The following is a 19,408-nucleotide window of genomic DNA, read 5'->3' on the forward strand; positions in this document are numbered from 1 at the left end:
CTCCCTGTCGGATCCGACGAGCCGGGCGGTAAAGACACCGTCACGCGGCGCGCGGGCGTTTGCGCAGCGATCCCATACGCGGCGAGAGCCGCTGCGATGCTCTCCGTCCCCGGCCCAGCGTCAACAGGAGGCCGCTGGACCGCGCCACCTGCTGTTTTTCTCCTGATGGCCCGACGAAGGCGTCGGCCCTTGCCGCGTCCGGGACGGCCTTCGGTCAGTGCAGGATCTGACTCAGGAACATCTTCGTGCGCTCGTGCTGCGGATTGTCGAAGAACTTGTCCGGCACGTTCTGCTCGACGATCTGACCCTGGTCCATGAAGATGACGCGGTTGGCGACCTGGCGGGCGAAGCCCATCTCGTGGGTGACGCAGATCATAGTCATGCCTTCCTCGGCAAGTCCCACCATCGTCTCCAGCACTTCCTTGATCATCTCGGGATCGAGCGCGGAAGTCGGCTCGTCGAACAGCATGATGCGCGGGTTCATGCACAGCGACCGGGCGATCGCCACGCGCTGCTGCTGGCCGCCGGAGAGCTGGCCGGGATATTTGTTGGCCTGCTCGGGGATCTTGACGCGCTTGAGGAAGTGCATCGCCACTTCCTCGGCCTGCTTCTTCGGCGTCTTGCGCACCCAGATCGGCGCCAGCGTGCAGTTCTCGAGGATGGTCAGATGCGGGAACAGGTTGAAGTGCTGGAACACCATGCCGACCTCGCGGCGCACCTCGTCGATCTTCTTCAGATCGTTGGTGAGCTCGATGCCGTCGACGACGATCTGGCCCTTCTGGTGCTCCTCCAGACGGTTGATGCAGCGGATCATGGTCGACTTGCCGGAGCCCGACGGCCCGCAGACGACGATGCGCTCGCCGCGCATGACCTTCAGGTTGATGTCCTTCAGGACGTGGAAGTCGCCATACCATTTGTGCATGCCGACGATCTCGATCGCCACATCGGTGTCGGAAACCTGCATCTTGGAGCGGTCGACCGTGATGTCCTCGGCGGCGGCAACGTTCTCAGCCATGTTGGTTCCCCTTGTTTCTCAAGACGGGCATTCTTCGCCGTGCCTATCGCTTGTGTCCGGTGTCCAGCCGTCGCTCCATGTAGATGGAGTATCGCGACATGCCGAAACAGAAGATCCAGAAGATGAAGCCTGCAAAGAGCAGGCCCGACATCGGCGTCTGCGCGGAGGCCCAGTTGGAGTCCTGGAAGTTCTGGCGCACGATGCCGAGCAGGTCGAACATGCCTATGATGTAGACAAGGCTGGTGTCCTTGAACAGGCCGATGAAGGTGTTGACGATGCCCGGGATGACCAGCTTCAGCGCCTGCGGCAGGACGATCAGCCCGGTCTTCTGCCAATAGCTGAGGCCGAGCGAATCGGCGCCTTCGTACTGCCCCTTCGGAATCGCCTGGAGACCGCCGCGAACCACCTCGGCCATGTAGGCGGAGGCGAACAGCGACACGCCGACCAGCGCGCGTGCGAAGCGGTCGAACGTCATGCCGGCCGGCATGAACAGTGGCAGCATGACGCTGGCCATGAACAGGACCGTCACCAGCGGCACGCCGCGCACCATCTCGATGAAGACGACGCACAGCACCTTGATGACCGGCATCTTGGATCGTCGTCCGAGCGCCAGCGCGATGCCGAGCGGCAGCGAAATCGATATGCCGACGAAGGACAGCACCATCGTCACCAGCAGGCCGCCCCATTCCGAGGTCGGCACGTAGGCGAGGCCGAACCAGCCGCCCACCAGGAGAAAGAAGGAGACGATCGGAAACACGCCGAAGAAGAGAACGGCGTTCAGGAACTTGTAGGGCACCCGCGGGATCAAGAGCGGCACGAGCAGCGCCACGAACAGGATGGCGGTCAGATCGACCCGCCAACGCTCGCCGAAGGTGTAACGGCCGTACATGAACTGGGCGAACTTGGCATTGACGAAGGCCCAGCAAGCGCCCGACCAGCCATCGGGCTGGAGCCCACCCTGGACGATCGTGGCGCAGACGGAGCGGTCGGGGCCTGTCCAGGCCGCATCGATGAAGGCCCAGCGGATGAAGGGCGGCAGCGTGTAGGCGATCAGCAAGAGCCCCAGCAGCGTGAGGACCGTATCGAGCGGGGTGGCGAACATGTTGGTTCGCAGCCACCTGACGATCCCGCGCTCGGCGGCCGGCGGCGTCGAATTGGCCACCATTTCTGCGCGGACGAAAGAGATATCATGTTCCTGCATGGCCGCTCCCTACCGCTCCACCAGCGCCATCTTGGCGTTGAACCAGTTCATGAAACCCGACGTGGCGAGGCTGAGGCCGAGATAGATCGCCATCCAGATTCCGACGACCTCGATCGCCTGGCCTGTCTGGTTCATCGTCGTCTGGCCGATCTGGACGAGGTCCGGGTAGCCGATGAACACGGCCAGCGAGGAGTTCTTGGTCAGGTTGAGATACTGGCTGGTGAGTGGCGGGATGACGATCCGCATCGCCTGGGGAATGACGACGAGCCGCAGCGTCTGGCCGGGCCTGAGCCCGAGCGCGTAGCTCGCTTCCGACTGCCCGTGCGAGACGCCGAGGATGCCGGCGCGCACGATCTCGGCGATGAAGGACGCCGTGTAGAAGGACAGCGCCAGATAGAGCGACAGGAATTCGGGTTTGACGTCGAGACCGCCGACGATGTTGAAGGCGCCGAGCGAGGGGGTGTCGAAGGTCAGCGGGAAACCGGTCACCACGAAGGCGAGCAGCGGCAGGCCCAGGATGAGCGCCAGAGACGTCCACAGCACCGGAAACCGCTGCCCGGTCTCCATCTGGCGCTTGTAGGAGGCGCGCGCGATGAACCAGGACATGACGACCGCCGCGAGCAGGGCGACGGCAATCAGCCAGGCCCCCTCGCCCCAGATCGGCCGCGGCATGAAGAAGCCCCGGTTGTTGATGTAGCTGTCGAAGGGCAGCTCGATGCTCTCGCGCACGCCCGGCAGGACCGCCAGCACGCCGAGATACCAGAAGAAGATGACGAGCAGCGGCGGGATGTTGCGGAACACCTCCACATAGACCGTGCAGATGCGCGCGATCAGCCAGTTGCGCGACAGACGACCGATGCCGATGAGGAAGCCGAGGAAGGTCGCGGTGACCACGCCGATCACGGCCACCAGAACCGTGTTGAGCAGGCCGACCAGCATGGCGCGGCCGAAGGTGGAGTTGGCGGTGTAGTCGATCAGCGACTGGCTGATGTCGAAGCCGGCGCGGCGGTCGAGGAAGGCGAAGCCCGACGAGATGCCGCGGGATCGCAGGTTGTCGGTCGTGTTGCCGATGATCCACCAGACGAAGAGCACCAGCGCCAGCGCGACGAGCACCTGGGTGATGATGCCCCGGATCTGCGGGTCATAGAGCCACGACCCGCGGGCGGACGCGCCAGCGTGGCTTGCACTATCAGGGGAAGACATGCCCCCCTCCTTCCCGATTGTGAGATGCCGGGAGGCGACGATCGCCTCCCGGAACAGATCATGCGGCGATCAGCGGATCGGGGGTGCGTACTGGATGCCGCCCTTGGTCCAGAGCTGGTTCAGGCCGCGCGAAATCTTGAGCGGGCTGCCCTGGCCGATGTTGCGATCGAAGACTTCGCCGTAGTTGCCGACGCCGGCGACCACGTTGGCGACCCAGGCATTGTCGAGACCGAGAGCGGACCCGATCGTGGAGTTCTCCTCCTGGCCGAGCACGCGGCGGATTTCCGGGTTGTCCGACTGCTTCATCTCCTCGACGTTCTCGGAGGTGATGCCGAGTTCCTCGGCCGTGATCAGCGCATTCAGCGTCCACTTGACGACGTCGAACCACTGGTCGTCACCATGACGAACCACCGGGCCGAGCGGCTCCTTCGAGATGATCTCGGGAAGCACGACGTGCTCGTCGGGGTTGCCGAGGGTCAGACGCAGGGCATAGAGACCGGACTGGTCGGTGGTGTAGACGTCGCAGCGGCCGGCTTCGTAGGCGGCGTTGGTCTCGTCGAAGCCCTGGAACACGACCGGATTGTATTCCATGTTGTTGGCCGCGAAGTAGTCGGCAAGGTTCAGCTCGGTCGTGGTGCCGGTCTGCACGCAGACGGCCGCGCCGGACAGCTGGAGCGCGGAGTTGATGCCCGGCAGCTTCGCCGCGTTGATCATGAAGCCCTGGCCGTCATAATAGTTGACGCCGGCGAAGTTGAAGCCGAGCGACGTGTCGCGGCTGAGCGTCCAGGTGGTGTTGCGCGACAGGACGTCGATCTCGCCGGACTGCAACGCGGTGAAGCGCTCGGTCGCGTTGGTGGGCACGAAGCGCACCTTGGACGGATCGCCGAACACCGCCGCCGCGACCGCGCGACAGAAGTCCGAATCGAAACCGCGCCAGTTGCCCTGGTCGTCGGGGGCGGCAAATCCCTGCAGGCCGGTGTGGACGCCGCAGGCGACCTCGCCCTTGGCCTTCACGTCATCGAGCGTTGCTGCGGAAGCGGCGGTTGCCGCGAACCCGAGTGCGGCCGCACCAAGCACGCCGGTCAAAATCGTCGTTTTCATACCTGAAACCCTTTTTTTTCTCCGGTGAAACCCGGATTTCATTACCCTCGCGGAAGTTGTTGCAGACGCCAAACCCTCCGGCGGTTGCGCACCTGGCGGCACGCTCCCTGCATCTCCCGTCACGCCAGCATCGAAGGCGATTATAATCGATTGGTCAAGGGCGAATGGATGATTAGGCCAGGGTTTCACGACGTGTGACACGCATTTATGGGGCGAAATGCAGTCAGTTCGCCGAAGTGGCGCGGAATTCGGCAAGTGCCGGCGCACCGTGCCGCTGATGTGGGCTGCATCATCGGCGCGCGCCACAGGATGTTGCGCGTCGCGCGCCCTCGTCCTATGCCTCGATGATCGCCATCAGGATTGACGGAGAAGCCGAACGTGCCGAACCCAGACCAGAAGACGGGCGTGAACACGCGGCTCGCCCACATGGGCAACGACCCGCGCGACTTTCACGGATTCGTCAACCCGCCGGTGGTGCACGCCTCGACGGTCCTGTTCCCCGACGCCGCGACCATGGCGCTGCGCAACCAGAAATACACGTATGGAACGCGCGGCACGCCGACCACCGATGCGCTGTGCGCGGCGATCGACGAACTGGAAGGGTCGGCGGGAACGATCCTCGTGCCGTCGGGCCTGGCCGCCGTGACCGTGCCGCTGCTCGCCTTCCTGTCGGCCGGCGACCATGCGCTGATCGTCGATTCGGTCTACCATCCGACGCGGCGCTTCGCCGACACGATGCTGAAGCGCCTCGGCGTCGAGATCACCTACTATGATCCCCACGTCGGCGCAGGCATCGCCGCGCTGATGAAGCCGAACACGAAGGTGGTGTTCACCGAGGCGCCGGGGTCCAACACCTTCGAGATGCAGGACATTCCGGCGATCGCCGAAGCGGCGCACGCGGGCGGCGCGGTGGTGATGATGGACAACACATGGGCGACGCCGCTCTACTTCCGCCCGCTGGACCACGGCGTCGACGTCTCCATACATGCCGCGACGAAGTATCCGGCCGGCCATTCGGACGTGCTGCTCGGCACCGTTTCGGCCAACACCGCCTGCTGGGAACCGTTGCACGAGACCTTCCTGACGCTCGGCTGCTGTGCCGCGCCGGATGACGTCTACCAGGTTCTGCGGGGGCTGCGAACCATGGGCGTCCGGCTCGACCGGCACCAGAAAAGCGCGCTTTCCCTGGCGCGCTGGCTGGAAGGCCAGCCGGGCGTTTCGCAGGTGCTGCATCCCGCGCTCGAAAGCCACCCCGGCCATGCGATCTGGAAGCGCGACTTCAGCGGCGCTTCGGGGATTTTCTCGATCGTCCTCGACGGCGGCGGAACGAAGAAGGCGCACGCTTTTCTCGATGCCCTGAACATCTTCGGGCTGGGCTATTCTTGGGGTGGCTACGAGTGCCTCGCGGTGCGCGTCTGGCTCGGTGATCGCACCGTGGCGAAAGGCGACTACGAAGGCCCGGTCCTGCGCCTGCAGATCGGGCTGGAGGACGTCGAGGACATCCAGGCCGACCTGACGCGCGCGCTCGCGGCCGCGGCAAAAGTCGAAGATTGAAGCAGCAGCGTCAGGATTCGCGCGCCGTCGGCGGATCCGCGACCGAAACAAAGCCGGATGGAACGTTGCCGGAAGACGCGTTGGAATTTTCGTATCCCAACCAGCTAAGCCATTGAAATGATGGCGATCCCGGCAGGACTCGAACCTGCGACCATCGGCTTAGAAGGCCGGTGCTCTATCCATCTGAGCTACGGGACCGTCCCGACGACCCTGACGGGCCGTGTGTCGCCGCCGGACGCTCAGTGCGTCCACGGCACCTTGCGGTCATAACGGAAATTGTCGGAATAGGAAATCTGCCGACGCTTTGCTTCCTTCGGCTCCTGGACGCGGAACGGGATGCCGTGCTTGCTGGCGTAGGCGACGGCCTCCTCGCGGGTATCGAAGACGAGGCGGATCTGGCTCTGCATGTCGCGCGACGTGGTGTAGCCCATCAGCGGGTCGATCTTCTTCGGCATCTGTGGATCGAACTCCAGCAGCCAGCGGCCGGTCTTGGCCTTGCCGGACTGCATGGCGGTCTTGGCGGGGCTGTAGATGCGGGCTGACATGTCGGTTCCTTCCGAGAGAGCGTCGCGTCCTGTAACCCCGGTATGCGACAAAAATCAACCGGAAAGCCCCGGTTTGCCTCGATTTCCAGGATAGGGACGCTTCACCCGGGCCAGCCCGTCAATGCGTGTCGACGTTGTCCTGATGGAGCAGGAGCGGCGATTCCAACGCTCATCGATGCGTCTCGGAGCATTCCCGCCGTCGACCGCCGACCGACGTCCCCGGCGCCACGTTTCGGCCGGATCCAGGGGAAAAATGGTCGGAGTGGAGAGATTCGAACTCCCGACCCTCTGGTCCCAAACCAGATGCGCTACCAGGCTGCGCTACACTCCGACTGCTGCTCAAGCGACCGATCTACAACCGCTTTCAGCTTCCAATCGACCCGTCCGGACGAGGCTTCGCACCAACGAACCTGAGACCCGCATGGGCGTCTGGGGCTCCTAACCTCAGAGAAAGCATTGCCCGGAAGTCTCGGCCTGGTTCGCTGTTTCGTGCGGCCGGCATCGAATGATTGACCGGCTAGCACGGTGGATCGACGGGCGCAACGATTTCGAGCGGGACATCGTCATGGTCCGAACCCGACAGCCTTTCCAGGCGGCCGGCGAACACGCCCCTCAAGGCACAGGTGCGGCTTGGCGGAGCTCGAAACCGGTTTCGCTGGCGGCTCGCTCCCAGGTCTTTTTCAGGGAACCAGCAAGGCACGGACCAGCCGGCTGGCCGCCTTCAGCCACCCTGGTTTGGAAAACAGGCCTCGGCGGTCAGTGTGGCGCCCCTGCCAATGGCTTCGACGAGCTCCCTCAAAGGCGATTCGAAGTCATAGGACACCGAAACCTTCGAGAACCCCGGCTGCCCCCAGCACGTCGCATCTTTGGCAAGCGAGATATCGGCGGCAAGAAGACGGATGCCGAGAGCCTCGGCCTCCTTGGTCACGTAGTCGATGGTCTTCTTCTCGCTGTAGACGTCGCTTTCGCTGCAAGGCTCGGACATGATCCCCATGCAGCGAGCCGATTTGACGGCGGTCTCCCGAAGCGCCTGTCCAGCCCAATAGACGCGGCTGTACTCGATGGTTCCGAAGAGGAGCATGAAAAGCGGCAAGGCGAGAAGCGCCATCTCGACGGCAACGGTGCCGTCGCGGCGAAACATCCACGACCGCAGGGCCGCGATCATGGCGTGGACACCGTGGTCTTGACGGCGATCGAGTTGCCGAGGAATCCATAGCCTCCGAACATGGCATCGTAGGGCCGGCTGACGCTGATCTCGAGGTATTTCGCGGCGAACTCATCGCTCGCCGGGCAGGCCGCGCCGCACGACACCGCAACGGACCAATCGACTGCCGTTCCCTGGGGGTTGGGACAGAAACACTGATCGGCGACGGACGTCTTCCCCGAAGCACTTGCCGCCCGCCCGGTCATGCTCACCGTGAATGCGTTGTTGATGGTCACCTTGGCCGTGACCCCGGGCGTGTCGGCCGCGGAGATGAAGGCGACATCACTCGCGATCGCTTCGGCCGTTCCCGCAGACAGGCCTCCTCCGTTCAGCAGGATGCGGTTGGCACCAGCCGAAACCGCGGTGTTCAGCTCCGACCTGATCTGCATCATCTGACCGACGTCGATGACACCCGCGAGGATGACCAGAAATACCGGCGCAATCAGCGCAAACTCGACCGCGGAAACACCTTTGCGGTCCCGCGCCAGCCTCAGGATGGCCCGCAGTCCAAGCCCGCCAAAGGGTAAGAGATGTCTCATCGCGCAAGCCTCACCTTGCCGCCGGCGGATCCCGCGGAATCCAAGGCCGCCTTGCATTCGGATGCCGCGGCGGTTCCGCCGGACAGCGCAATCGCAGAGCCCACGACCTGGAGGCATGATTCGCCGTCGGCAAGGCCGAGCGCATTCGCTCCGCCCTTGAGGTCGACGGGTCCGTTCGGGAAATAGAACACCCCCGAGACCCGGGCGTTCGAACCGCCCTCGACGAACGCCGCGCCGGCCTTCTGGTTCGCCTGGATCGGGCCGATGACGGCAAAACCCGCCAGATCGCCCTTTGAAGGCGCCACAAGCCGGATGTTCCTGTACCCCGACGCCACGCAGAACGCCCTCCCCGTGCAGCTGCCGGATTTGGACTGTTTGCTCCCGGAGACGACGAGCGCGACCTGGTCGGCATCGAGGCTCAGGTCACTTCCGAAGCAATTCACATTTCCGCCACCGCTTTCGCCGAGCGCGAAGTATCCATCGATCGCATAGTTGCCGGCACCGAGTGCCAGTCCGCCGGCAATTGAAAGGGAACCGGAAACATCATGATGGGCGGCAGCAGGGATGGACAGGCAGGATCCGCCATCCGCCTTCATGTCGCCCTTGACCTCGAAGCGGCCAAGGCTACCGGTGGCGTCGGCCATGGTGACCTTCGCACCGCCCTCGGCATGAAGGGCGTATCCCGTCCCGCTGGCTGCGCCCAGATGGAAGCTGTTTCCGGTTCCCGCGCCCATGACGAGCGTCGTTCCACCGCTGGACTTGATCCCGCTCGCCACCGAAAAGGAACTCGGTCCGGCAAAGGTCAGGGACGCGCCGCCATTGTTGCAGATGCTGTAGCCGCAAGCCGAATGAACCCCGAAGCTGAACGACCCCGCTCCGAATGATGCAGTGCCCGAGGCACTGAAGCCCTTCGAGAACACATAGTTGCCGTTGCCGAAACGGGTCTGGGAGCCAGCGACGGTGACGGGGCCGGAAAAGGTGTAGGTTGCGCCGGCGGGACCGTTGAGGTTGAAGTCGAGCTGGATGCCGCCCCCCATGGTTATGGTACCAAAAGACACTTCGGTCCTGGTTCCGCAATCGAGGGTCCAGGTCGGCTGTGACCAGGCGGCCGTGCAACCGACGGCGAGTGCCTGGCTCTTGGTGCCGCTCTGGTTCCACGCGAAATCGATGTTGCCGCCCGAAAGGGCCGTCGGCGTCGGCGGGTACTTCACGTTTGCGGCAACGTTGACGCGCGCCGCCGCAGCCGCCACGCGCGAACTGTTTTCGAAAGGATCGGGCGTGTGATGCCTGGTAATCTTGGCGGCCGCATTGTTCGGCCCCTTGATGCCCGAACATGGCGCGCTTGGCGCCGCGATGGAGCCGTAGGTCACCTCGAGTGCAGTGACCGACGTCCCACAGGGAACGGCAATCGTGGCGTTTGAGGACGTGACGCATTCCAAGGCTTCGACCTTGGTGCCGCCGCTCAGCGTCAAGCCGGATCCGGCGGCGTCGAGAGCCAGAATGCAGGCGGAGGGGCCGGTTTCCTCCTGTGCCACCAAGGCGTAGGCCTCGGCCGCAACGTCGAGCGAGACACGGCTGCTGACCATCTGAGACAGGAAGAGAGACTTGTCGGTGACGACGGATACGCGGACGGCTCGAGCGGAAGCGTCGCCCGGCAGCGACACCAGTTTGACGGAGAGGGCGGACGGATCGAACTGATTGATCATCGCAACGCGGTTGGCCGCGGCGATCATTTCCTTTTCGGATCCGTTCTTGCCATAAGCGGTCGCAGCGGAGAAAGCGGCGAGATCCGCAACCCGCTGGTTTTCCGTGCGCTCGACGAGCGCCACGCCATACTCGGCAACGAGCCCTGCGGCACCGATGACCACGGGCAGCGAAAGCGCGCTGACGATGAGGACGTTGCCACCCCGATCGGAGGCCAACGAACGAGCACCGCGTCGGAGCCGGTCGAAGAATTCCAGTGGATGCCCTCCTGCTTGCCCCAGAAACCGATCGAACGAGCACGGCGCGGACGCCGCTACACCGAGTGGTGGCTTTCACAAGTTGTGCCTGAATTTCCCTTACGGAACGCTAAAGGTGTGCTCGAAATCAACTCCAGCGAGCAGTTTTCGAGTGTCGAGGTGTGGGGGAACGAAACCGCCTCTGGCCGCAGCCGCTTGACAAACGCGCTGAGGCGCATGGCGCGGTGGGATCAAGGTTGTCGTGAAAACCCGGAAGGCAGTTGCCAGACAAGCCAGCACACGGATCGTCCGCCGGTGTTCCTCGTCCGATCGTCAACGACTTCAGCCTGCCGATACCGGCGCCTTCCCCGACTGCCCGGCAAGTCGAGCCGAGAGGCACGGCTCCCGGCGTTCAAAGCCCCAGATCCCCCTGGCCCTCGTCCAACGCGGTTATCACCGAGGCTGCAAGGGTCCGCGTCACACGGGACTTCTGCTCGAGTGCTGTCCTGTCAAGCTCATCGACGACGCGGCCGGCGGTCGATAGCGAGCGTTCGATGCGGGAGATGAGGTACGCGACCACATGGGCTTCGACCTCCACCTGTCGGTCGGCGAAGAGCTTGGTGATGACCCCCGCGAGCAAGAGGTCGTCCGGTTCGCCGATCTCGACGACGGTCGCGGCGCGCAGGCGCGAGGCGAGATCGGGCAGCGTCACGCCCCATGCGGCGGGGAAGGCTCGCGACGTCAGGAGCATGAAGCTGTTGGCCGTGCGGACCTGGTTGATCAGGTGAAACAGCGCAGTCTGGTCGCATTCGCCAGTCGCGATGCCATCGATCAGGATGGCCCGGCCCTGCTGAGCCGCCTCGAAGCCGTCGCCGAGCCCAGCAGGCGACAGGCGCACGGCGTCGGCCGCCTGCGCCCAGATTTCCGCCAGATGGGACTTTCCCGACCCGGTCGGCCCAGCCAGCACCGCGACCGGGGAGGTCCAGTCCGGCCAGCGGTCGACAAGCGCGACAGCGGCGGCGTTGGCCGGCGAGACGATCAGGTTTTCGCGCGAGAGTTCGGCATGATGGCCAAGATCGAGCGGCAACTGCCGCGCTTTGATGTCCGATCGGCGCGACATCGGCTCACTCCGACCGGGGGGCCGGATCGACAACGACGTCGGTCGCCGGGCCATGGCCACGATACAGCGGCGAATCCAGATAGCGTGCGATGGCGAAGCGCACGAGTACGGCGACCGCGGCGGAGGCCGGCACCGCCAGAAGCAGCCCGACGAAACCGAACAGCGAGCCGAAGGCGAACAGGGCGAACATGAGCCAGACGGGATGAAGATTGACGCTCTTTCCCACCAGTTTGGGCTGCAGGATGTTCCCCTCGATGAACTGACCGGCGAAGAAGATGCCGGCGACGACAGCGACGGTGGTCCAGTCGGGCCAGAACTGCACGAAGGCGACGCCGACCGACAATACGAGACCGACGAGCGAGCCGATGTAGGGTATGAAACTGATCAGCCCGGCGAAGAGGCCGATCAGCAAGCCGAAATTGAGGCCGACGATCGTGAGCCCGATGGCGTACATGACGCCCAGGATGATGCACAGCGTGCCCTGCCCGCGCAGAAACCCCGCCGTCGCGGTGTTGATGTCGGTCGCCAGTCGCCGAACGGTGGCAACGTGGTCGCGCGGCACCCAGCTGTCCACCTTGGCGATCATGCGATCCCAGTCGAGCAGCATGTAGAAGGCCACGACCGGCGTCACGACGAGCAGGCCGCCGATGTTGATGATCGCGAGACCCGAAGTCCACAGCGACTGGAACAACCCGGTGAGGAACCCGGCGCCTTGGGAAATCAGGCCGCTCAGCCCTTCGCGCAGGCTCTTGGCGTCGACACCGATCGTCCGCTCCAGCCAGCCTGGGTCGAATTCCGTGACCAGCGCCTGCAACGTGGCGAGGTAGCCCGGCAGATTGGCGGCGAAGCCCGCAAACTGGGTCGCCAGGATCGGGACGATCACCATCAGCGCCAGCACGAAGGAGACGAGGAAGGCGACGAGGATGAGAACCGTGGCCGCCAGCCGCGACAGGCCGTGGCGCTCGAGCCAGTCCGCCACCGGATCAAGAAAATAGGCCAGAACCATGCCGGCCACGAAGGGCAGCAGGATGGAGCTGAAGACCAGAAGAAAGGCCACGACGAAGACGACGGCCGCGAGCCAGAACAACGCCCTGCGCGTGAGGGCGGCACTCGTCGCCATGTCCGACTCCAGATCAGCGTTTCGGGGTGTCGCTCTCGCCATCGCCGTTCATGTGCCTGAGCCAGGCAACGAGATAGGCCGCTGCCGAAGCCGCGGTCAAGAGGCCCGTCAGAACGATCAGCGCATCACGCAGATTGTCGATCGCGGCCGAGAGCGAGAGTTCGCCGAGCACCAGGCCAGCCAGCAAAATCTGCGCGGTGGTGTTGGCCTTCGAGACGAACAGCGGTTTCACCAGGACGGGATTTCCCATCACATAGGACAAGAGCACCGCGCCGACGATCAGCGCATCGCGCGAGACCACCGCAATCACCAGCCAGAGGGGCAGTTCGCCCATCTGACCGAGCACGACGAAGACCGAAACGAGCAACAGCTTGTCGGCAATCGGGTCCAGATACGCGCCGAGTTCGGTGCGCTGATTGAACTGACGCGCGATGAAGCCGTCGACCCCGTCGGAAATGCCCGCGACGATGAAACCTGCGAAGGCCCAGCCGAGTTCGCCCGACATCATCGCATAGACGACGGCGGGGACGAGCAGGAAACGCAGGATCGTGATGATGTTGGGTATGGTCAAGGCGCTGTCTCGACGGATGCGTTCGCCCCGACGCCGCGACCCGTCCAGGAGCATGCTGCGCCGGAGTCGACCCTCCGGTGGTTTTCGAACATGGCGGCTCGCGTGCCGATCTTCAAGCGGCCAGCCGAGGACGGTCGGCTGTCCACGGGAAAACCACGGCCGCCCGGGCCTGAAAATCCGGCCGTGCTTGCGGGGCTCGGTCCTTCATGCGATGGACCCGGCACGACCGGCCCGAGCATGACGGGCCCAAACGCGACGGGACCATGGCATGAGCGAGGGAAAGAACGGGCTCACCTACGCGGATTCGGGGGTCGACATCGACGCCGGCAACGCGATGGTGGAGATGATCAAGCCTCTTGTGCGCCAGACGCGTCGACCGGGCGCCGACGGCGAGATCGGCGGTTTCGGTGGGCTCTTCGACCTGAAGGCTGCCGGCTTCACCGACCCGGTGCTGGTGGCTGCCAATGACGGTGTCGGCACGAAGGTGAAGATTGCCATCGATTCGGGCATCCACGACACGGTTGGCATCGACCTCGTAGCCATGTGCGTCAACGATCTCGTGGTACAGGGTGCCGAGCCCCTGTTCTTCCTCGACTATTTTGCCACGGCCAAGCTCGACCCCGAGCAGGGCGCGGCGATCGTCAGCGGCATCGCGCAGGGCTGTGTCATCGCCGGGTGCGCCTTGATTGGCGGTGAAACCGCCGAGATGCCCGGCCTCTACGGCCGGGGCGACTACGACCTGGCGGGATTTGCGGTGGGAGCGGCCGAGCGAGGCCAGCTTCTGCCCACCGACGACATCGTCGAGGGCGACGTCATCCTCGGGCTGGCCTCCTCCGGCGTCCACTCGAACGGCTTCTCGCTGGTCCGCCGCATCGTGGAGAAGGCGGGCCTCTCCTGGAGCGACCCTGCGCCTTTCGCACCCGACAAGACCCTTGCCGAGGCGCTGCTGGAACCCACCCGCATCTATGTCAAACCGCTTCTGCACGCGATCCGCAACACGCATGGAATCAAGGCGCTCGCGCACATTACCGGCGGCGGCTTTCCCGACAACATCCCGCGTGTGCTGACCGACGACTGGTCGGCCGAGATCGACCTCGATGCGATCGACGCGCCACCGGTGTTCGGCTGGCTGCAGAAGACGGGCGGCGTGGCCGACCTGGAGATGCTGCGCACCTTCAACTGCGGCGTCGGCATGATCGCGGTCGTGGCCGCCGGCCAGGCGGCGCAGGTGGCGGCGGTCCTGACCGAGGCCGGCGAGGCGGTGATGCCGATCGGCCGCATCGTGCCGCGACGCGAAGCAGGCGTGATCTACCGGGGGACCATCGAGCTATGAGTTCAAGAAAACGCGTCGCCATCCTGATTTCGGGCCGCGGCTCGAACATGGAGGCGCTGGTGGCCGCCGCCGCCGGGGACGACTATCCAGCCGAGATCGTCGGCGTGATCGCCAACACGCCGAAGGCGCGTGGTCTCGAATCGGCGCGGATGCGCGGCATTGCAACCCGCGTTGTGCCGCAACGCGACCATGCCGACCGCGCAGCCCATGACGAGGCGATCGGCGCGGCGTTGACCGAACTCGATGCCGAACTCGTTTGCCTCGCCGGATACATGCGCATTCTCACGCCCGGCTTCGTGGCTGCATGGGCGGGCCGGCTGATCAACATCCACCCTTCGCTCCTGCCCTGCTTTCCCGGGCTCGATACACATCAACGGGCGCTCGACGTCGGCGTGAAACTGCACGGCGCCACCGTGCATTTCGTCACCGAGGCGATGGACGACGGCCCGATCATCGCGCAGGCCGCCGTGCCGGTGCTGGTCGGCGACACCGCCGACGCGCTCGCGGCGCGCGTGCTGAAGGCGGAGCACAGACTCTATGCCATGGCGCTGGCCATGGTGGCCCGGGGACAGGTGCGCGTCGAGGACGGCCGCGCGGTGTTTTCCACCACCAGCGACTGGGGCGCGGAAGACGCGCTCTATTCGCCAGCGCCCGACGCGCCCGCGCCGGCAGAATCGCTGGACCTGGAACGGCTGGCGCGGTTCACGCCTTGAGGCAGGGGGCGCGCGACGCGTTGTACGTTCGCCGTGCTCCCTGCCCGGGGAAGAGGAAGGATGCTCCACGGACTTGATCCGCCGGCCGGTTTGGACCCACACTGCCCGACCACGACAACGGTGGGCACCAAGGGGACCGACGACATGGCGCATCGCTGCGATCACACGCTGCACAGGACGATCCACCATCACGGCTGGAACAACGCCAACCCGCCGGCGATCCGGATCGCGCCGGGGCAGACGGTGGAGTTCGACACGATCGACGCCTCTGGCGGCCAGATCACGCCGGTCTCGGGCGTGGAGGCGGTACGCGACCTCGATTTCGCCCTCGTCAATCCAGTGACCGGGCCGGTCTACATCGATGGGGCGGAACCCGGCGACGCGATCCGGGTGAAGATTCTCGGATTTTCACCGAGCGGCTGGGGCTGGACGGCCAACATTCCAGGCTTCGGCCTTCTCGCCGACCAGTTTCGCGACCCCGCGCTTCATGTCTGGAGCTATTCCTCCAGCCTCTCCGGGCCGGCGGCCTTCGGTCCGGGCGGACGGGTGCCGCTAAAACCCTTTCCGGGCACGATCGGGCTGGCGCCGGCTGCGCACGGCACGCATTCCATCGTGCCGCCGCGCCGGGTGGGCGGCAATCTCGACGTGCGCGACATTTCCGAGGGCGTGGAACTGTGGCTGCCGGTGGAGGTGGCGGGCGGGCTGTTTTCGGTGGGCGACATGCATGCCGCGCAAGGCGACGGCGAGATCTGCGGCACGGCGATCGAGAGCCCGATGTCGGTGGCGATGTCCTTCGACCTCGAGAAGCGCGCCAACCTGAAGTTTCCGCGCCTGCGCACCCCCGGGCCGGTGACCCGCCATGTCGACGCCAAAGGCTACGACGCCACCATGGGCATCGGCCCCGACCTGATGACGGCCGCCCGCGAGGCGGTGTCGCAGATGGTGGACCTTCTCTCCCGCCGCACCGGCATGGCCGCGGTGGACGCCTACATGCTGTGCAGCGTGGCCGGCGACCTGCGCATCAGCGAAATCGTCGACCAGCCGAACTGGGTGGTTTCATTTTATTTTCCGAGGATGGTGCTGGAATAGAGGGGGCCGCAATACCCCTCATCACTGCCAATTCCCCTACGCCATTCTCACCCAAACCCGATTGTCGTGGAACGCCGCGCCGCCATAGGGCGCGGCGGCATCCGCGCCGGTCAGCACGTTGATGCCCTCGCCGCGCTCGTGGGCGGAATTGGGCCAGATGCCTTCGGCGATGACGACGCCGCGCCTCACCCCGTCGAAGAGTTTCGCGTGCAGAACGATTTCGCCGCGGGTGTTGCCGAGCTCGACGCGGTCGGCGTCGGCGATGCCGAGGCTTGCGGCGTCGTCCGGGTGGATCAGCAGTTCGGGACGCCTTTCGCGCGCCTGCGAGGTGGGCGTCTCGGTGAAGCTCGAATTCAAAAAGTTGCGGGCGGGCGACGTGGCCAGCCGGAAGGGGTGGGGCCCGTCGGCCTCCTCGATCAGGTCGACATGGTCGGGGAAGACCGGAAGGCGCTCATGCGGGCCAAGCAGGCCGAGCGATTTCGGCGGCTTGTTGGGCGCCGCCCCGCCCTGCCATTGCGGCTTGAAGCGGAACTTTCCGTCCGGATGGCCGAAGCCCTTGAGATAGTGCGCGGTCTCAAAATCGGGCTGCAGATCGACCCAGCGGTCCGCCTCGAAGGTCTCGAAGGAGCCCAGCCCGCGCTTGGAAAGCAGGACATCGATGTGCTGGCGCTCGGTCATGCCGAAGCCCGGCTGGTCGGCGACGCCGAGGCGCCTGGCCAGCTCCTCGATGACGTAGAGGTTGGTGCGCGGGCCTTCCGGCGGGTCGATGAGCTTTGGCCCCAGCGTGATGTGCTGGTTGCCGCCGCCCTTGTAGATGTCGTCGTGCTCGACGAACATGGTGGCCGGAAGCACGACGTCGGCGAGCCTGGCCGTGTCGGTCATGAAGTGCTCGTGGACGCAGGTGAACAGGTCGTCGCGCAGGAAACCCTGCTTCACCAGCCGCTGCTCGGGGCAGACATTGGCGGGGTTGGTGTTCTGGATCAGAAGCGCGGTGACCGGCGGACCACCGCGCAGCGCCTCGGCGTCACCGGTGAGCACGCGGCCGATCTGCGACTGGTCGAGATGGCGGATCTTCGGATCGGCCATACGGGCGCCTTCGAGCAGAGAGGTGTCGAGCCGGTAGATTCCGCCATTGTTGTGGAAGGCGCCGCCGCCCTCGTGCTGCCAGTGGCCGGCCACCGTGGCGATGGATAGGGCCGCGTGCATGTTGACCGCGCCATTGCGCTGGCGCGCGAAACCGTAGCCGAGGCGAAAGAAGGTGCGCGGCGTGGTGCCGACGAGCCGGGCAAAGGCCTCGATCTCCTCGACCGAGAGCCCGGTGATGGCGGAAGCCCACTCCGGCGTGCGGGTCGCCAGATGCGCCTCCAGCCCGGCCGGATCGTCGGCGTATGTCTCCATGTAGGCGCGGTCGGCGAGGCCGTCGCGGAAGAGCACGTGCATGACCGCGCAGGCCAGCGCACCGTCGGTGCCCGGTTTCAGGATCAGGCCAAGGTCGGCCTGCTTCATCGTGGCGTTATCGTAGATGTCGACGACCACGATCTTCGCGCCGCGTTCCTTGCGGGCGCGGATGGCGTGGGTCATGACATTGACCTGGGTGACCACGGCGTTGGTGCCCCAGATCACGACGCAGTCCGACTTCGCCATCTCGCGCGGGTCGGGCCCGGTCAGCCGACCGGTGCCCATGACGTAACCGGTCCAGGCGAGATTGGTGCAGATGGTGTCGAAGAAGCCGGAATAGCGCTTGGCGTGGCGCAGCCGGTTGATGGAATCGCGCTGCACGAGGCCCATGGTCCCAGCGTAGTAGTAGGGCCAGACGGCTTCCGAGCCATGCTTTTCCTCGGCCTTCAGGAGCCTTTCGGCAACGAGGTCGAGGGCGGACTCCCAGGATGCCTCCTTCCACTGGCCATCGCCCTTGGCGCCCGCCCGCACCAGCGGCTTCAGCAGGCGCTCGGGGTGGTGCACCCGCTCGGCATAGCGGGCGACCTTGGCGCAGATGACGCCGGCCGTGTAGCTGTTGGCCTTCGCCCCGTGCACGCGGCCGATGCGGCCGGGGCCGAGGATTTCGACCTCGAGCGCACAGGTGGACGGGCAGTCGTGCGGGCAGGCCGAATGGCCGGTTCGGATCGGTGCGTGCTGGTTCATGACGCGAGACTAGCGACTTTTGTCAGCGCCTTACAGGTCGGGTCCTACGAAATGATTTGATCCATCGCGCGCGCCATGGTGATGGATGCGACGAACGAGCGAAGCCATGCCATGAACTACCGCCACATCTACCACGCCGGAAATTTCGCCGACGTGGTCAAGCACGCCATCCTGGTGCGGATCGTCGATTACCTGAAACGCAAGGACAAGGCGTTCCGGGTGATCGACACCCATGCCGGGATCGGCCTCTACGACCTGTCCTCGGAGGCTGCGCAAAAGACCGGCGAATGGCGCGGCGGCATCGGCCGGGTGATCGGGGCGACGCTGGAGCCGAAGGCGGCGGCGCTGCTTTCGCCCTATATCGATGCGGTGCGGGCGTTCAATCCGGGCGGCGGGGTCCGGCACTATCCGGGGTCGCCGAAAATCGTGCGGCGCCTTCTGCGCGAGCGCGACCGTCTGACGGCGATCGAGTTGCATCCGCAGGACGCCGCGGCACTGAAGCGGGAATTCGCCGGCGATTTCCAGACCCGGGTGATCGAACTCGACGGCTGGCTGGCGCTCGGAGCGCAGTTGCCGCCGAAGGAAAAACGCGGGATGGTGGTGATCGATCCGCCCTTTGAGGAGACCGGCGAGTTCGAACGGATCGCGGCGAAGCTCGCAAAGGCCCACCGGCGCTGGCCGGGCGGGGTCTATGCCGTCTGGTACCCGATAAAGGATCGGCGGGCAGCCGAAGTGTTCCGCGATGGATTTCGGGCAGGCGCGATCGCCAAGGTTCTCGACGTCTCGGTGACCATTCGCGGCGCGGGAGATGCGCCGCGCCTCGACGGAACCGGCATGCTGATCGTCAACCCGCCCCACCCTCTCGCCGCGGAACTCGAGACAGTCCTGCCGGAGCTGACCCGCGTGCTCGCCGACGGCCCCGGCGCCTTCTGGCAAGTCGAAGAGCTTGCAGGCGAGACTAGGGGAATCGCATTTGAGAAATAGGACTGGCGTGGAGGTTTGATCTGGATTCTTTGGA

At 65.2% G+C, this 19,408-nt stretch carries 17 protein-coding genes and 2 tRNA genes; 5 read left to right on the forward strand and 14 right to left on the reverse strand.

The features are described from left to right. Positions 1 to 214: 214 nt before the first annotated feature. The 4 genes from EJC49_RS23240 to EJC49_RS23255 form a co-directional block, all read right to left on the reverse strand. Entirely contained in the window at positions 215 to 1,015 is an 801-nt protein-coding gene (locus tag EJC49_RS23240; protein ID WP_126702320.1) for an amino acid ABC transporter ATP-binding protein, read from the reverse strand. Positions 1,016 to 1,058: 43 nt separating this feature from the next. After that, positions 1,059 to 2,216 carry an amino acid ABC transporter permease gene (locus EJC49_RS23245; protein ID WP_126702321.1) on the reverse strand — a complete coding sequence of 386 codons (1,158 nt, stop codon included), beginning with the start codon at positions 2,214 to 2,216 and terminating at the stop codon, positions 1,059 to 1,061. Between the two features lie 9 nt (positions 2,217 to 2,225). Next, entirely contained in the window at positions 2,226 to 3,419 is a 1,194-nt protein-coding gene (locus EJC49_RS23250; RefSeq protein ID WP_126702322.1) for an amino acid ABC transporter permease, read from the reverse strand. Positions 3,420 to 3,488: 69 nt separating this feature from the next. Further along, complete coding sequence (locus EJC49_RS23255) at positions 3,489 to 4,520, reverse strand: amino acid ABC transporter substrate-binding protein (protein WP_126702323.1); 1,032 nt, start codon at positions 4,518 to 4,520, stop codon at positions 3,489 to 3,491. Positions 4,521 to 4,898: 378 nt separating this feature from the next. Between EJC49_RS23255 and EJC49_RS23260 the strand changes: the two genes are divergently transcribed. Further along, entirely contained in the window at positions 4,899 to 6,074 is a 1,176-nt protein-coding gene (locus EJC49_RS23260) for a cystathionine beta-lyase (protein WP_280960063.1), read from the forward strand. A gap of 121 nt (positions 6,075 to 6,195) precedes the next feature. On the opposite strand, the gene EJC49_RS23265 is transcribed toward EJC49_RS23260, so the two are convergent. The 9 genes from EJC49_RS23265 to EJC49_RS23305 all read right to left on the reverse strand — a co-directional run bounded on the left by EJC49_RS23265 (position 6,196) and on the right by EJC49_RS23305 (position 13,113). Further along, a tRNA-Arg gene (locus tag EJC49_RS23265) sits at positions 6,196 to 6,272 on the reverse strand. A 41-nt stretch (positions 6,273 to 6,313) separates the two neighbouring features. After that, a complete protein-coding gene (locus EJC49_RS23270; RefSeq protein ID WP_126702324.1) occupies positions 6,314 to 6,619 on the reverse strand; it encodes an ETC complex I subunit in 306 nt (101 codons plus the stop codon). Between the two features lie 254 nt (positions 6,620 to 6,873). After that, a tRNA-Pro gene (locus EJC49_RS23275) sits at positions 6,874 to 6,950 on the reverse strand. A gap of 390 nt (positions 6,951 to 7,340) precedes the next feature. Next, a complete protein-coding gene (locus EJC49_RS23280; RefSeq protein WP_126702325.1) occupies positions 7,341 to 7,784 on the reverse strand; it encodes a TadE/TadG family type IV pilus assembly protein in 444 nt (147 codons plus the stop codon). Next, the gene (locus tag EJC49_RS23285) at positions 7,781 to 8,419 is read right to left on the reverse strand and encodes a TadE/TadG family type IV pilus assembly protein (protein WP_170314850.1); all 639 of its coding nucleotides are present in this window, start codon (positions 8,417 to 8,419) and stop codon (positions 7,781 to 7,783) included. Before EJC49_RS23285 ends, EJC49_RS23280 begins: the two co-directional genes overlap by 4 nt. Further along, positions 8,359 to 10,284: a pilus assembly protein TadG-related protein gene (locus tag EJC49_RS23290; protein ID WP_126702327.1), complete on the reverse strand. Its 1,926-nt coding sequence runs from the start codon at positions 10,282 to 10,284 to the stop codon at positions 8,359 to 8,361. The genes EJC49_RS23285 and EJC49_RS23290 overlap by 61 nt, the downstream gene beginning before the upstream one ends. A 430-nt stretch (positions 10,285 to 10,714) precedes the next feature. Continuing rightward, positions 10,715 to 11,422 (reverse strand): DnaA regulatory inactivator HdaA, encoded by a 708-nt coding sequence (hdaA, locus tag EJC49_RS23295; protein WP_126702328.1) that lies wholly within the window; start codon positions 11,420 to 11,422, stop codon positions 10,715 to 10,717. A 4-nt stretch (positions 11,423 to 11,426) separates the two neighbouring features. Next, on the reverse strand, positions 11,427 to 12,584 hold the full coding sequence (locus EJC49_RS23300) for an AI-2E family transporter (RefSeq protein WP_126702329.1): 1,158 nt from the start codon (positions 12,582 to 12,584) through the stop codon (positions 11,427 to 11,429). Next, positions 12,556 to 13,113 (reverse strand): CDP-alcohol phosphatidyltransferase family protein, encoded by a 558-nt coding sequence (locus EJC49_RS23305; RefSeq protein ID WP_126702330.1) that lies wholly within the window; start codon positions 13,111 to 13,113, stop codon positions 12,556 to 12,558. The genes EJC49_RS23300 and EJC49_RS23305 overlap by 29 nt, the downstream gene beginning before the upstream one ends. A 268-nt stretch (positions 13,114 to 13,381) precedes the next feature. Between EJC49_RS23305 and purM the strand changes: the two genes are divergently transcribed. The 3 genes from purM to EJC49_RS23320 all read left to right on the forward strand — a co-directional run bounded on the left by purM (position 13,382) and on the right by EJC49_RS23320 (position 16,248). Then, on the forward strand, positions 13,382 to 14,446 hold the full coding sequence (gene purM / locus EJC49_RS23310) for a phosphoribosylformylglycinamidine cyclo-ligase (protein ID WP_126702331.1): 1,065 nt from the start codon (positions 13,382 to 13,384) through the stop codon (positions 14,444 to 14,446). After that, positions 14,443 to 15,159 (forward strand): phosphoribosylglycinamide formyltransferase, encoded by a 717-nt coding sequence (gene purN, locus EJC49_RS23315; protein WP_126702332.1) that lies wholly within the window; start codon positions 14,443 to 14,445, stop codon positions 15,157 to 15,159. Before purM ends, purN begins: the two co-directional genes overlap by 4 nt. Positions 15,160 to 15,303: 144 nt before the next feature. Beyond that, positions 15,304 to 16,248, forward strand: coding sequence for an acetamidase/formamidase family protein (locus tag EJC49_RS23320; protein ID WP_126702336.1), 945 nt, complete (start codon positions 15,304 to 15,306; stop codon positions 16,246 to 16,248). A gap of 36 nt (positions 16,249 to 16,284) precedes the next feature. Here the strand turns inward: EJC49_RS23320 and EJC49_RS23325 are convergent, their stop codons facing one another. Continuing rightward, positions 16,285 to 18,390 carry a molybdopterin-containing oxidoreductase family protein gene (locus EJC49_RS23325; RefSeq protein WP_126702333.1) on the reverse strand — a complete coding sequence of 702 codons (2,106 nt, stop codon included), beginning with the start codon at positions 18,388 to 18,390 and terminating at the stop codon, positions 16,285 to 16,287. Positions 18,391 to 18,501: 111 nt separating this feature from the next. Here EJC49_RS23325 and EJC49_RS23330 point away from each other — a divergent pair, with 111 nt between their 5' ends. Then, positions 18,502 to 19,374 (forward strand): 23S rRNA (adenine(2030)-N(6))-methyltransferase RlmJ, encoded by an 873-nt coding sequence (locus tag EJC49_RS23330; protein WP_126702334.1) that lies wholly within the window; start codon positions 18,502 to 18,504, stop codon positions 19,372 to 19,374. Positions 19,375 to 19,408 lie beyond the last annotated feature (34 nt).

It is taken from the genome of Aquibium carbonis, assembly GCF_003970795.1.
GTDB classification, from domain to species: Bacteria; Pseudomonadota; Alphaproteobacteria; order Rhizobiales; family Rhizobiaceae; genus Aquibium; species Aquibium carbonis.

Excerpts from the sequence above, each read along its gene's own strand:
- EJC49_RS23245 (WP_126702321.1), bottom strand. The coding sequence starts at position 2,216 with ATGCAGGAACATGATATCTCTTTCGTCCGCGCAGAAATGGTGGCCAAT.
- EJC49_RS23240 (WP_126702320.1), bottom strand. The coding sequence starts at position 1,015 with ATGGCTGAGAACGTTGCCGCCGCCGAGGACATCACGGTCGACCGCTCC.
- EJC49_RS23255 (WP_126702323.1), bottom strand. The coding sequence starts at position 4,520 with ATGAAAACGACGATTTTGACCGGCGTGCTTGGTGCGGCCGCACTCGGG.
- EJC49_RS23330 (WP_126702334.1), top strand. The coding sequence starts at position 18,502 with ATGAACTACCGCCACATCTACCACGCCGGAAATTTCGCCGACGTGGTC.
- EJC49_RS23320 (WP_126702336.1), top strand. The coding sequence starts at position 15,304 with ATGGCGCATCGCTGCGATCACACGCTGCACAGGACGATCCACCATCAC.
- EJC49_RS23325 (WP_126702333.1), bottom strand. The coding sequence starts at position 18,390 with ATGAACCAGCACGCACCGATCCGAACCGGCCATTCGGCCTGCCCGCAC.
- EJC49_RS23285 (WP_170314850.1), bottom strand. The coding sequence starts at position 8,419 with ATGCAAGGCGGCCTTGGATTCCGCGGGATCCGCCGGCGGCAAGGTGAG.
- purM (WP_126702331.1), top strand. The coding sequence starts at position 13,382 with ATGAGCGAGGGAAAGAACGGGCTCACCTACGCGGATTCGGGGGTCGAC.
- hdaA (WP_126702328.1), bottom strand. The coding sequence starts at position 11,422 with ATGTCGCGCCGATCGGACATCAAAGCGCGGCAGTTGCCGCTCGATCTT.
- EJC49_RS23300 (WP_126702329.1), bottom strand. The coding sequence starts at position 12,584 with ATGGCGAGAGCGACACCCCGAAACGCTGATCTGGAGTCGGACATGGCG.
- purN (WP_126702332.1), top strand. The coding sequence starts at position 14,443 with ATGAGTTCAAGAAAACGCGTCGCCATCCTGATTTCGGGCCGCGGCTCG.
- EJC49_RS23280 (WP_126702325.1), bottom strand. The coding sequence starts at position 7,784 with ATGATCGCGGCCCTGCGGTCGTGGATGTTTCGCCGCGACGGCACCGTT.
- EJC49_RS23250 (WP_126702322.1), bottom strand. The coding sequence starts at position 3,419 with ATGTCTTCCCCTGATAGTGCAAGCCACGCTGGCGCGTCCGCCCGCGGG.
- EJC49_RS23270 (WP_126702324.1), bottom strand. The coding sequence starts at position 6,619 with ATGTCAGCCCGCATCTACAGCCCCGCCAAGACCGCCATGCAGTCCGGC.